Origin of the sequence: Empedobacter sp. GD03865, from assembly GCF_029840775.1 — a bacterium.
In the GTDB taxonomy this organism is placed as follows: domain Bacteria; phylum Bacteroidota; class Bacteroidia; order Flavobacteriales; family Weeksellaceae; genus Empedobacter; species Empedobacter falsenii_B.
In genome coordinates, this window is the sequence record NZ_JAOCDF010000032.1 from 12931 (window position 1) to 26838 (window position 13908).

The 13908-nt window shown below is 30.9% G+C and carries 10 protein-coding genes; 2 read left to right on the top strand and 8 right to left on the bottom strand.

The genetic code is table 11. The features are described from left to right. Nucleotides 1-10: 10 nt before the first annotated feature. The 8 genes from N5D46_RS11710 to N5D46_RS11745 form a co-directional block, all read right to left on the bottom strand. Nucleotides 11-2728, bottom strand: coding sequence for a hypothetical protein (locus N5D46_RS11710; protein ID WP_280050046.1), 2718 nt, complete (start codon nucleotides 2726-2728; stop codon nucleotides 11-13). 102 nt (nucleotides 2729-2830) lie between these two features. Next, a complete protein-coding gene (locus tag N5D46_RS11715; RefSeq protein WP_280050047.1) occupies nucleotides 2831-3856 on the bottom strand; it encodes a hypothetical protein in 1026 nt (341 codons plus the stop codon). Beyond that, the gene (locus N5D46_RS11720; RefSeq protein WP_280050050.1) at nucleotides 3846-4652 is read right to left on the bottom strand and encodes a molecular chaperone; all 807 of its coding nucleotides are present in this window, start codon (nucleotides 4650-4652) and stop codon (nucleotides 3846-3848) included. Before N5D46_RS11720 ends, N5D46_RS11715 begins: the two co-directional genes overlap by 11 nt. A 49-nt stretch (nucleotides 4653-4701) precedes the next feature. After that, nucleotides 4702-5247 (bottom strand): hypothetical protein, encoded by a 546-nt coding sequence (locus N5D46_RS11725; RefSeq protein WP_280050052.1) that lies wholly within the window; start codon nucleotides 5245-5247, stop codon nucleotides 4702-4704. Between the two features lie 166 nt (nucleotides 5248-5413). After that, nucleotides 5414-6280 (bottom strand): AraC family transcriptional regulator, encoded by an 867-nt coding sequence (locus N5D46_RS11730; protein ID WP_280050055.1) that lies wholly within the window; start codon nucleotides 6278-6280, stop codon nucleotides 5414-5416. Nucleotides 6281-6508: 228 nt separating this feature from the next. Continuing rightward, a complete protein-coding gene (deoC, locus tag N5D46_RS11735; protein WP_114998760.1) occupies nucleotides 6509-7252 on the bottom strand; it encodes a deoxyribose-phosphate aldolase in 744 nt (247 codons plus the stop codon). Nucleotides 7253-7261: 9 nt separating this feature from the next. Further along, nucleotides 7262-7735: an Lrp/AsnC ligand binding domain-containing protein gene (locus tag N5D46_RS11740; RefSeq protein WP_171623291.1), complete on the bottom strand. Its 474-nt coding sequence runs from the start codon at nucleotides 7733-7735 to the stop codon at nucleotides 7262-7264. A gap of 27 nt (nucleotides 7736-7762) precedes the next feature. Continuing rightward, entirely contained in the window at nucleotides 7763-8710 is a 948-nt protein-coding gene (locus N5D46_RS11745) for an endonuclease (RefSeq protein WP_280050056.1), read from the bottom strand. Nucleotides 8711-9062: 352 nt separating this feature from the next. Between N5D46_RS11745 and N5D46_RS11750 the strand changes: the two genes are divergently transcribed. Both N5D46_RS11750 and N5D46_RS11755 read left to right on the top strand, forming a co-directional pair. Continuing rightward, on the top strand, nucleotides 9063-11273 hold the full coding sequence (locus N5D46_RS11750) for an NADP-dependent isocitrate dehydrogenase (protein ID WP_280050058.1): 2211 nt from the start codon (nucleotides 9063-9065) through the stop codon (nucleotides 11271-11273). Nucleotides 11274-11501: 228 nt separating this feature from the next. Further along, nucleotides 11502-13856 carry a hypothetical protein gene (locus tag N5D46_RS11755; protein WP_280050060.1) on the top strand — a complete coding sequence of 785 codons (2355 nt, stop codon included), beginning with the start codon at nucleotides 11502-11504 and terminating at the stop codon, nucleotides 13854-13856. The last annotated feature ends 52 nt before the right edge of the window (nucleotides 13857-13908 follow it).

Below are 13908 nucleotides of genomic sequence, written 5' to 3' on the forward strand. Positions count from 1 at the left end.
AAAATATCCATTAACTCCCAAAACGTTTGATGTTAACTTTTCGCTCCTTAATTTTCAGGATAAGCGGTTCATATTCTGTATTTTGTTCCTTTTCTACCGTTATTTTATTCAAATATGTTTTTGCATAAACATGTTCTGGTAAACTATTTTCAACAAGATGAAACGTATAATTTCCGACAGGTAAAAAAGCTGTATATTCGCCTCTATCATTTGTTTTAACTGTAAATATCTGTCCATTTTCGTGATTAAAAATCAATGTAAATCCGAATAAATTTGCCGAAACCTGATACTCCAAATTTGAAGATAATTCATACTCAACTTTTCCTCTCACAATACCAGTTTGTTGCATTGGAATAGAAATAGAAGTCGTTTTCGCATTAATATTAACCGCGTAATCTTGTGCAAACCATTTTTGTCCAGGAAGTTTGATTAAATAATTACCATATGGAACTTTTTTATACTTTATATTTCCTTCTAAATCTGTAATAAAGTTAGTTTCATTTATCTTCACATTACGACTATCAGCCACTTTATCACCTTCATCAAAAATACCATTTGCATTGTAATCATAAAACACAAACAAATTTAATGTTCCGTCTTTTACATCTGTCACAGTACGTTTCGCAGGCAAATTATATTGTACACCAACTTGCAAATAAGTTTGTTTGCTATTCAATGTTTTCGAATCGTAATGGCTAAAATTCGTTTGTGTACTCACAATAAAATTATCAATTGGTTGATAATCCACAGAAGCTCCAAAAGTTAGGGTATTTCCAAAATTTTTGTCAATATTATAATAAGTAGAAACTGCCGTATTCAATTTTTTCTGAAAAAAGCTTTGACGAAAACTCGCCGAAGTTGTAAAACGTTCTAATTGATGATTTAGATTATTCGTCGAATAAACCTCTGCAATCATCATACTTCCTCGTTGATAAATTGAGTTTAACTGAAAGTTTTTCACATTCCACGTTAATTGTCCATAAACAATTGGATCAACCTTACTCAATTCGTTTAGCTCAGAAAACCCTCCCAAAGCATTCAACACCAACTGATGCACACGTGAATTAGACAACCAAGTAAATGTTCCGTTTAAATAAGTCGATTTAAAATCCATCGGCATGTACGTAAACGTCTCATAATTCAGAATATTTGATTTTTCTATATTGAATTTTGGAGAAATCGAAAGATTAAAATGATTTGCTAATTTGAACGAAATTCCCGTCTCAAAACGCAACGTTTTCGACTCATTTGCTTGCATATAATTAATCAAATACGGATCGATAGATTTCGGATTGTTATTCGTAATCGTTAACGAAGACCACAACGAAAATTTAGAAAACGTTCGTTGAAAACGCTGATTAAGATACAATGCTCCACGTCGCGTTCCAGGATAATATCCTGAGCTGTAATAATTGGAACTATAAAAATCAAATTTACCAATTGTTCCAGAAACATTTGCAGAAACCGATAATGAATTTTCAACATCATTTGTCTCTTTAAATTTTGACAAACCATACCCAAATTTCACTGAATGATTCCACTTGTTTGGTGTAACCCATTTGTAACCATTTGTCAAAATAAAGTTCGTTGTAGAATAAGTTCTATCAAACAAAGCTGTTGTTTCTAATTCGTTTTTATCTTTTATTAAAAATCGTCCATTCGCAAAAGTTGTGTTGCTATTCTTGAAAACATCGTTCGTCAAATCATCTAATAAATTATAATTTTTTTCGACCGTTCCGACTACAATTCGGTTATCATTCTTATCATAATTATTAAACAACATCACTCCTCGTCCGTTAACTGGAATATCAAAATCGTTGTTATTGATTGATCCGATTAAAATTCCCTTGTCTTTTCGTTGATATTTCACCCAAGAATCCGTCAAAACCATGTCTTGATCGTTATTCCAAGTTGTTCCATTAATATTATATGCAAATTCATTCAACCCAACCGAAAATTCTTGATGCGCCATTAAATTATAATTCGCATTAGCAGAATTAATATCGCGAGCAGTTAATCGAACATAATTTGTAGAAAAATTGGTCCAATTCTGATTTAACATTGTTGGATCTCTATATACACGATTGGAACTTGCATTCTGAATGGTAAAAAACACATTTCCTGCAAAATCTTTGGTCGTTGTATAACCCGAAACATTTGCCTGAAAACTTTCAATTTTCATCATATCTCGGTCTACATATTTAGAAAATCGAACAATTTTTTCTTGAAAAGCTTCAACTATAAGTCGTTTGTTATTATAAGTATAACTTCCTCTGAAATCAGGAAGTACATTGGTTAACAAAATTTCTTCGGCTTGATTTCCCATATTCATTACTTTCAATTCATAATGAATAGAATCTCCTTCTTGACGGTAAAAAATATTACTCTGGACAGGAAAAATTTTGATGTTTCTCTTTTGCAAAACAACAACTGAAGTAACAGATTTTCCTATTTCTTTTTTACTTAAAAAATCAATAATACTGAATTCTAAATCTAATTTTCCAGCCATTTGCGATTTACTCACCGTAAATTGCATAGGAATAAAAGCCTTCTTGTTTGGATTGATTTTTATTTGAAGATTATCTTGCGAATACGATTTTATAGCCGAAGGGATTTTAAGTGCCAGACGAGCATTTATCGTATCATTGGTTGTATTTTCTAATTGAAGAATAACAGAAAAGTTGTTGCTATCTTCTAATTTAACTTCTTTTATTGTACTAAATTTCAATCCGTTATTTAATGTTTGAGCACGCAAATTTTGTCCGCTAACAAGCACAAGCAGAATAAAAAATACGCTCCTAAAATAATTAATTGAAAAGAACATATTGTTTTACAAAGGTGTAATCGTGTACAACAAAGAAGTTGAATAATTCCCAGGTTTGCTATTCAAAATTTTATTATCCGACGGAGTTGTATAATAAATAATATTATACTTTTTTGAAGCTGTTTTAGAACTATTCGTCATCAATGATTGATTGTAATTCGAAAGTTTTATAACCTTAGAAAGATTATTTGTTTCGATGTCTTTTATCTGAACATTGATTGAATTTAATTCCAAATTCTGCGCATCACTTGATTGTAAATATTGATTAATCGACGAAACTTGAATATCGTAAGCTGTATCAGAAGAAACAATTAAGCCATTTTGATATTCTTTCTTCACACCATTTTTATAATCTTGTATCGTATTGAAAACCAATTCTCCATTTACAGCAGAACCATCGACCGCAATAGAAAGCGTCGGAACTGGTTCATAATTTCCGTTTGGACTAATTTGCATTTCAATCGAAAAAAGACTTTTTCCAATCACTGTTCCAAATTCATTCAATAAAGAAAACTCGAATTGAATTGGATAATTGTTCCATGATTTTAGAGGATTTAGATATGCTCCTGCATCAATCACAATATCATAATTCAGTACAATTGCACCATATTTTCCTGCTGGTGTTGCAATTGTTAAAGGAGAATTTCGGATAAAATAATTTGGAGAAAAACTCATCGCGATGTTATTCTGAATAACTCCTAATTGATTTATTGTAGGATAATTCTCTGAATAATATTGAGAAGTTGTATAATTATTAAATTTTAGCTTCAGTTTTTCGACAGGAAATTCTTTTTTCTGAGAATTTACAATAGGCGAAACAACACGCGCAACTAAAGACCAATTTTTATAATTTAAAGGACCAGACATGTGCATTTCTACAGCCACAACATTAGTCGCCGTAACTCCACTACTTCCATTTACTTGCACCCAACCATTATTATGAGCATTTAACGTAAACTGAGCAGAAACTGCCATTGTCAACAATAATGTAATTGTTGAAACTATTTTCTGAAACAAATTATTATTTATCATTTGAGAACGTCAATTCAGCAATTTTCAATTGATCATCTTTCTCAAAACTTAAAGTTGAGGTAACAATATACGAACCTTTTGGCAAATCCTTTGGCAATGGTATATATACAATTCTTTTATCATTTGGTAAACTATAAAAAACTGCATCTTGCAATTTTATTTGTTGACCATTTTCTTGATTAATGATTTCATTTCTAATCGTTCCTTCACTCCAAACATTTCCTTCATTCGAAATATTTAGCACCAAACGATTTTCAGTTTTATCGTAAACAAAATTTGTAAACTCTACATTTGTATCACGTGCAATATTTAATCGTTGATAAATTTTGACACCTGTACGAATGGAAATTTTAATATTTTCTCCACTTTTGTTTTGTCCAGCAATCGGATTTGTTTGCGTAATGTACATCATCGTAGTATGTACGCTCTCTGCATTTATCTTTTCTGGAACTTGCATCAGAACTTCTATTTCTTTCGATTCTCTTGGCAAAAGTGTAAATGTATTACTTGGTAAAACTGTGATCCAGTTTGCATTACTTGTTGGTAAAGTATTAGGTTCAGAGACAACATTACCTCCAAACTCATCATACTTCCAATCCTTAAAAGAAACCGATAACTCTAATGTATGTACATCGCTTACATTGGTTACCATAATCTTTTTACGCTCAGACTCACCAGGATTTAACGCAAAATAAGTCCTTGGAGGACTTACAGAAATACCTGATTGTGCACTAATCTTAATTGAAACGATTAATGCTAAAAAAGAAACGATAGTTAAAAAACGAAGAACTTTCATAAGCAAAAACAGAAGTGATATTTTTCAATATCACTTCCTATTTTTTATATTATTGTGCTTCTATTGTGTAAGTTACAGTAGTTGTATACACGTTAGGGTTCTCAACATTATAATATTTGTTTACATAATCGTTGTTTCCTTTTCCGTTATACGCAACATTGAATTTTAAATCTGTACCACCAACTGTACTAGAAATCAAGTTTTTGTCTGATTTATCTAAAACAACTTTACTGAAAGAAGATGAATTTAATACATTTCCAGTACCTAAAGTCGCTTGTAAATTAATTGTATTAGCTGCAATGTTATCTGTTGTAGAACCTTTTGTAAAAACTAAGTTTTCATTTTCAGATTTTACTTTTACAGCAAAACCACCAGTACTATATACAATTAAGTGGTCGTTCATAGTTTTTGTAACACCGTTAGAATAATCTTCTTTTGTTTGATATTCTAAGTTAACTGTATTATCAGTACCAATAAGAATTGTTTGAATTGGGTATAATTTTACATTCAATGTTGCTGAAGCTGTTTTTTGAGCTAAAGCCATTCCAGAAACTAATGCACAGAAAATCGTTAAAATAAATGCTAATTTTTTCATCATTTTATAATTTGTTAAAAATTTATTAAAAAATATTTGTTAAATAATCTGGTAGTTTGTATATTTAAGATTGGTTATTCTCAAATGCGATTGCAAATGTAGAAGTTGTTTTTTATTCTTAAAAGATTAAATCATACCAAAAGATGATGAAAAACGACATTTCTAACTATTTAATTCGGAGTGCTTTGTCTGAATTTAGTCGGAGAAATCCCAGTATTTTTTTGAAAAACGCCGTAAAATTGGTCTCTTGGAGGAAATTGAGTTCCAGCGCAATGTCTTTTATTGACATTTTTGAGTTGACTAATAAAATCTTTGCATTTTTCATCAATTCTTCCACAATCATTTCTTTTGCTGTTTTTCCAAAAACGATTTGAGTTGCTTTATCTAACCTTCTTTTTGTAATAAAAAGTTTATCAATGTAAAAAGATACTTGTTTGTTTTCATTGACATTTTCTTGCAAAAGTTTTTTGAATTTTGTCGCAAGTTCTACATCAAAATCATCTTGTATAAATTGGCTTTGCATATCAAATGTTTCCATTTGACCATTGATAATAATACGTTCCAAAAGATTATGAGCAAGCTTCATATCTAATTCATTTTCGAATGCAGTAAAGAAATATTGCAAATAATTAGCCTCAAAAATTGGAGCAGAACAAATTGTATTCTCAACAATATTTATAATATCTCGCGAAAAAAGTGTAGAATTTTCTAACTTCAAGTTCTCTTCGATTGATTTTGAATAAAATTCTTGTTTAAAAACAATATAATAAGCATCAGTACGAGTAGTTTGTTTCACAAATTCTTGAGAGATATTGGGAGCTATAAAAAGAAAATGGTTTTTAGGAATCGAATATTCTTTTCCATTTATTTTATGAACAAATTTTTTAGAACCAGACCAGATTATTCCAAAATACTCATCAACAGATAACTCTTTTCTCAATTTTTCTGTATGTAGGATATCATTCAATTCAAATGCAGTTATACCTACATCAAAAACCAAATTATTATAAACTTTACGATTATTCAACAACATACGTCTATACTATTTTATCAGTGTTATCAATGCAAAATTACGACCTTTTTTAACCAAATTAATTGATTTAAATAAAGTTATAATTTTAGTACTCCAAAAATAATAAAATACAATATGCCATTTAAGTATTTTAAAAAATTAACTAAAAAAGAAAGCTTATTTTAAATGAATAAAAAAAAGTCTCAATAAATATTGAGACTTTTAAATGTATTATAATGTAGAAATTTTCTAATAACCTTTTGCTCCTTGCTCTCCTTTTACAATCGCTAAAGCAGATGATGTTCCAATTCTTTTCACGCCTAAAGCGATCATTTTTTCAGCTTCTTCTGTCGTGCGAACTCCGCCAGAAGCTTTCACTGGAAGCGAACCTGAATTTTCAAGCATCAATTTAATAACATGCTCGTTTGCTCCATTTGGTTCTCCATTTTCAGTTTTATAAAAACCTGTAGAAGATTTTACAAAAACTTTTGATGCTTTTTCTTCACCTGCTTTTTCTAAAACAGTATCACGAATTAATTGTGTTATAGCAACAATCTGTTCATCTGTTAAAGCAGCAGTTTCGATAATCCATTTTACAACTTTACCTTCACGCAATGCGACTAATGTTGCAGCTTCTACTTCTTCTTTTACTTTATCACTATCACCTTTTTTGAACGCTTCGTAGTTTACTACAAAATCTAATTCATCGGCTCCATCAGCAATTGCTTTTTGCGCTTCTCTCAACTTTTCATTCAAATCGTAAGTCCCTTCAGGAAAACCAATTACAGTTCCCAAAACAACATTCGATTTTTTCTCATCCAATAATTCACGAACTGATCTTACATAATCAGGACGAATCATTACCGCATAGATATCATTATCAATAGCTTCTTGTGCTAACTTATGCACCATCTCTAATGTATCAGAATTCGAAATACCTGCTTGTTCAGGTGTTTTAAGATACGTCGAGTCTAAATATTGATTAATATTCATCTTTGTATATTAAAGTTTTATTTGTCTATCTATTGGTTGCTCCAACGAAATTATAGTTTCTGTACGTGTAACGCCATCAATTTGCTGAATTTTTTTGTTCAACACATTCATTAAATGTAGATTATCACGACTCAAAATTTTAAGGAAAATCCCATAATTTCCTGTTGTAAAATGAGCTTCCACTACTTCTGGAATTTCTTCCAAAGCTTTCACAACTAATTTATAAGAAGAAGGTTTGTCCATAAAAACACCAACAAATGACATCGTTGAATAACCTAAAATTGCTGGATTTACAATTACTTTTGTCGAATCAATCACTCCAGAAGCTTCTAATTTCTTGATACGTTGATGAACTGCCGTATTTGATATACCTAATTCTTTTGCTAATTGCGAAACAGGCATGTTAGCATTGTCCATAAAGGCATTCAGAATCAACTTATCGATTCCGTCAATCTCAACCTGACCATTTTCGTGGATTCTCACCTATTCTTAAATTATACCGCTACAAATTTAATATTTTAAAATGGTATAAACGGGAAAATGATCGCTATATCCACCGAAATATTTTCTACCAAGAAAAGTTCTGAATGGCGAACCTGTAGATTTTCCGCCTGTATTCTTCAAAAAATCAGCATCAAAAATATCTGTTTTTATATATTCTAAATTTGATTGACAAGTAAAAAATCCTTTCGAAAAAATCTGTTGATCGAATAACATCCATTGTTTCTTAAAGATCATCGAACCTCTTTTATACGATTGTAGACTGACCATTGGATTGAATAATTCGTTTCTGTTTATTTCTTCTTGTTTAGAACGAGTATCCAATTCATCAATTAAGTCAGAATTTGTTGGAGCATCATTAAAATCTCCCATCACAACAATTTTTGCCGAATAATTTTCGGTTAACAAATCGTTAATTCTTTTTCGAATCGTTTTAAAAATATGTTGACGTTTTAATTGATTGATTTCTTTATCAATTTTAGAAGGTAAATGAACAATAAAAAGATGAATAATTTCGCCAACTAAATTTCCTTTCACATATAAAATATCTCGTGTATAAGATTTTGTATCATACTGATCTTTAAAGATAAATCTAATTGGTTCGCTTTCTAAAACTTCAAAAAATTGTTGACGATAAATTAATCCAACATTTATTTTTCTTTCGTCTAATGATTCATATAAAAGTGTTTTATAATCGCCATCTTTCAAAAAATCATTTTGAATCAAATCTTCTAAAACTTCTTCATTTTCAACCTCAGCCAAACCAACCAAATATGGCAATTCATTTGTTTCTAATTTACCAATTTTAGAGATGCAAAATGCAATCTTATTCACCTTTGTATCATAACGATTATCTTTCCATTTGATAAAATTACTGGGCAAAAAAGATTCGTCTGAAGATTTAGAATAAAAATTTTCGACATTATAAAATGCGATTGTCGCTAAATTTTGTTTCAAAAGAATTGTTTTCTGCAAAATTAAGAAAGAAACTAAGTTTATAAAAATTGGTTTCTTAAGAAGCATTAAAAAGACGACTTTCTCAAAAGTGAACTTATACATAAAGTTGAAAAAAAAATCAGTCAAAAATTATCAACTTGAACAATTTTCTTTCAATAAATTATCAACTTGACTACCTATCAAAAATCATGTTAAAAATTATACTAAAATTAGTGTAAATGATTGATTTATGGTCAATTTAATCTGCTAAATATTGTATATTTGCAAAGTTTGCAGTTTCTGCATTCAAAATTGAAAAAATGTATTTTTAATTGACTATTATTAAAATAGTCTCAAAAAAATTTAAAACATAATGTCAAAAATTCATTACACACTTACGGATGAAGCTCCGATGTTGGCAACTCACTCATTTTTGCCAATCGTACAAGGATTCACGAAAACAGCTGATATTACAATCGAAGTTCCAGATATTTCTTTAGCTGGACGTATTTTAGCTAACTTCCCAGAATTCTTAAAAGAAGAACAAAGAATTCCTGATGCTTTAGCAGAATTAGGAGCTTTGGCGACTACTCCGGAAGCAAATATCATTAAGTTACCTAATATTTCGGCTTCTGTTCCTCAGTTAGACGAAGCGATTGCAGAATTGCAAGCGAAAGGTTTTGCTGTACCAAATTATCCAGCTGAACCAAAAAATGAAGATGAAAAAGCAATTAAAGCTAGATACGGAAAAGTTTTAGGTTCTGCTGTAAACCCAGTTTTACGTGAAGGAAACTCTGACCGTCGTGCACCAAAAGCTGTTAAAAACTATGCAAAAGCTAATCCTCACAAAATGGGAGCTTGGGCTACAGATAGCAAAACAGAAGTTGCTTATATGAAATCTGGTGATTTTTACGGTACTGAAAATTCTACTACGTTAGAAAACGCAACTGAATATACAATCAAATTTTACGGAGAAGATGGTTCTGTACAAGAATTAAAATCAGCAGCGCCTTTAAAAGCTGGTGAAGTAATTGATTCTTCTGTAATGAACTTAAACTCTTTAAGATCATTTGTTCAAGAAGCTATTCAAGAAGCAAAAGACAAAAACGTATTATTGTCTGCTCACTTAAAAGCAACAATGATGAAAGTTTCTGATCCAGTTATTTTTGGAGCAATCGTTGAAACTTTCTTCAAAGATGTTTTCGTAAAATATGCTGATACTTTCAAAGCATTAGATATTAATCCAAACAATGGTTTAGCAGATTTATTCGAAAAAATCAAAGGTCAACCTCAAGAAGCAGAAATTAAAGCTGCAATTGAAGCTGATTTAGCAAACGGACCACGTGTAGCAATGGTTAATTCTGATAAAGGAATTACGAACTTCCATGTTCCTTCTGATATTATTGTTGACGCATCTATGGCTGCATTGGTAAGAAACGGAGGTAAAATGTGGAACAAAGATGGTGCTGAAGAAGATACTGTAGCGATCATTCCAGACCGTTCTTACGCTGGTTTCTACGAAGCTGTTGTAGACGATATGAAAGCTAACGGAGCTTTAGATCCTACAACAATGGGTTCAGTTCCTAATGTTGGATTAATGGCTCAAAAAGCGGAAGAATATGGTTCTCACGACAAAACTTTCCAAGCTCCTGCAAACGGAACAATCAAAGTTGAAGACGCAAACGGAAACACTTTATTAGAGCAAAAAGTTGAAACTTCTGATATTTTCAGAATGTCTCAAACTAAAGATGCTCCTATTCAAGACTGGGTTAAATTAGCGGTTAACAGATCTCGTTTATCTGCTACTCCAGCAATTTTCTGGTTAGATAAAGGAAGAGCTCACGATCAACAAATCATCAAAAAAGTTGAAAAATACTTAGCTGATCACGATACAACAGGTTTAGATATTCGTATCATGGACGTTAAAGATGCTATGAAAGAAACTTTAAGCCGTGCAAGAGAAGGAAAAGATACTATTTCTGTTTCTGGTAACGTTTTACGTGACTACTTAACAGATTTATTCCCAATTTTAGAATTAGGAACTTCTGCTAAAATGCTATCTATCGTTCCATTAATGAACGGAGGTGGATTATTCGAAACTGGTGCGGGAGGATCTGCTCCAAAACACATCGAACAATTCGTAGAAGAAGGTTACTTACGTTGGGATTCTTTAGGTGAATTCTTAGCATTACAAGCTTCTTTAGAGCACGTTTCTCAAACACAAGGAAATGCAAAAGCTCAAACTTTAGCTGATGCTTTAGATGAAGCAAATGCTAAATTCTTAGCTACAGATAAATCTCCAGGTCGTAAATTAGGAACTATCGATAACCGTGGTTCTCACTTCTATTTAGCAATGTACTGGGCAGAAGCGTTAGCAAATCAAACAAAAGATGCTGATTTAGCTGCTAAATTTGCTCCAGTTGCAAAAGCTATGGAAGAAAACGAAGCAAAAATTAACGAAGAGTTAATTGGTGCACAAGGTAAACCTCAAGATATTGGTGGTTACTACAAAGCAGATTTTGCTAAAACAACTGCTGCAATGCGTCCATCTGCAACATTAAATGCAATTGTTGACGGAATTTAATCTAACAACATTTCTTTATAAATCAAAACCTCGAGAAATTCTCGAGGTTTTTTTTTGTTTAAAGTCTTTTAATTAAATTCATTAACAAAAATTAACATTATTCGAGAAGAAAAATCGTCATTCAATCAAAAGTTATGATAAACTTTAATAAAATATTTGAATGAAAATCATCTAAATAATGATAATTTTAAGAATTCAAATTCATTCTATTAGATTAATCATTCTCGCATGAAATATATTTATTTACTCGCATTATACTTTTGCTCGATTACAACTTTTGCGCAATCAAAATTAGAAACGGCTATAAAAAGTCTGGATACAAATTACGCTCAAGAAAAAGTTTATTTATTATTTGATAAGGAAAATTACATTGCTGGCGACAATATTTGGTTCAAAGCTTATACATTAAATGGCTACAAACCGAGCTTAATTTCTACAAATCTTATTGTTGAATTATACGATAAAGACAAAAAATTAATCGACCGAAAATTGGTTCCGATTGTGAACGGTGAAAGTGATGGAACACTGAATACCAAAAACGAAAACGAGGAAGGAGTTTACTTTGTAAGAGCTTACACAACGTACATGACTTTTTTCTCAGAAGAATTTCAATACATCAATCAAGTTAAAATATTTAATCCAAATTCTAAATTAAAACTTGTTCCAAATCCAAATTTAAAATGGAATGCAAAAGCTTTTGCGGAAGGTGGAAATTTTATTCAAAATCAAACAACTAAATTTGCTGTAAGATTAAAATCGGACGGAGATTTACCAAAAAAATGGAATGGTTTTGTATTCGAGAAAAATAATCCTACCAATAAAATTACAACATTTGATAATCTAGATGAAAACGTTGCGACTTTTGCGTTGAGAGCAGAAGAAGGCAAATCTTATCAAGTACAATTAAATGACGAAAAAGGAAATCAACAAATTATTGATTTACCTGAAGCTAAAAAAGATGGGATTCTGATGAAAGTTGTTCGAAATAGCAAAGACATTGTGATCCAATTAAAAAGCATCAATCAAGAAAATCCTTTATTGAATCATAAAATTATTGGAACAATTAATAATGAACTTGTAATGAGTTCTCAAATTGTAAAAAGTGTGGAATCGGTTTCAACTTATGTTCCAAAAGAGGTTTTAGACAATGATAAAGGTATTTTGAACATTGCCATTTTTGATGCAAATGATATTGAAGTTGCCAATCGTTTGATATTTATCAATCCAAAAGAATCGTACAAAAAACCTGAAATTTCTTTCGAAACAACGGCTAATCCACGAGAATTAAACACAATTAAGGTAAAATATCCTGAAGAAATTAATTTTTCGGCTGTTATCAAAGATCAAAAAAATAATGATGAAGACAATTTAATTTCTGCAATGTTATTGACGCGAGATTTTAGTTCGAAAATTAATCATCCTACACAATATTTTAAAAATAATGAATTCTCAGAAAATCTGGATGCGCTTTTAATAACAGAAAAATGGAAAAGATTTAATTGGGAAGATTTAGTGGTTGGAAATATCGTAAAACCTACTATTGACAACGATCGTAGATATCTTTCCTACAAAGTGAAAGCATATAATAACGGGAGAGAATTGAGCAATGCTTCGTTGAGTATTATTTATAAAATGCAGAATAATGGAAAAGAATTTGCAACGCTTGATACTGATTATGAAGGAAACTTCGAGATGAATAATTTGTTTTATTATGGGCCAATGGCGATGAATTATTTCTTGAATTCGGAAAATGGAAAATCTGCCAACAACGGAACTTTAACTTTATCTGTTGTGCCAAATTATAAAAGTACAAGTTATAAATCCAAATTGCCTGCAACGCCTTATTTATTAGAAGAAATTACGAATAAAGAAGAAGTCGAGAAGCAAAATACGTATAAACAGAACATCAAAATCATCAATGATAAAAGTATTCGTCTGAAAGAAGTTGTTGTAAAAGCGGATAAAAAATCGAAAACTGAGAAGCTGAACAATGAATTAAGTAGCGGAATGTTCAATAACATAAACGAAACTGTGATAGATTTCGTAAACGAATCTCAGCCAATAGAAGGTTATACAAATATTATGGACTTTTTAGCTGGACGAGTTGCAGGATTAACGGTTTCTAACGGAGTTCCAAAAATTAGAAATTCTGAAGTTGCAATTTATTGGAACGAAATGAAAATGACTTCAGATAATTTAACTAGTATTAATCCTAGAGATATTGCGATGGTAAAAATTTTCAAAGGCGCTGGTTTACTTGGTAATGCAATTGCAATTTACTCTAAACGAGGAAGTGATGCGCCAGTTGATAACACGCCTATGTTACCTAATAATTTAATTCAAATTGGTGGTTATAATCAATCCCTTCCATATTTTAACAATGATGATTACGAATCGCTTTACAACGATGTTCCGAATGACATAAGAAGTACTTTATTTTGGAATCCTAATTTGTATACAGCTCCAGGAGAAGACACAGAAATAGAATATTTCAACAACGATAAACCAAAAGATTATCAATTAACTATAATTGGTTTCGATGAAAAAGGAAATCCTGTTTATTATGAAGGAAAAATAAATTAAATCAAAAACCTCAAGAGATTCTCGAGGTTTTTGGTTTTAATCAAATTCGTCG

Coding starts and splice junctions, on each gene's coding strand:
- N5D46_RS11715 (WP_280050047.1), bottom strand. CDS start 3,856: ATGATAAATAATAATTTGTTTCAGAAAATAGTTTCAACAATTACATTA.
- N5D46_RS11720 (WP_280050050.1), bottom strand. CDS start 4,652: ATGAAAGTTCTTCGTTTTTTAACTATCGTTTCTTTTTTAGCATTAATC.
- N5D46_RS11725 (WP_280050052.1), bottom strand. CDS start 5,247: ATGAAAAAATTAGCATTTATTTTAACGATTTTCTGTGCATTAGTTTCT.
- N5D46_RS11730 (WP_280050055.1), bottom strand. CDS start 6,280: ATGTTGTTGAATAATCGTAAAGTTTATAATAATTTGGTTTTTGATGTA.
- deoC (WP_114998760.1), bottom strand. CDS start 7,252: ATGAATATTAATCAATATTTAGACTCGACGTATCTTAAAACACCTGAA.
- N5D46_RS11750 (WP_280050058.1), top strand. CDS start 9,063: ATGTCAAAAATTCATTACACACTTACGGATGAAGCTCCGATGTTGGCA.
- N5D46_RS11755 (WP_280050060.1), top strand. CDS start 11,502: ATGAAATATATTTATTTACTCGCATTATACTTTTGCTCGATTACAACT.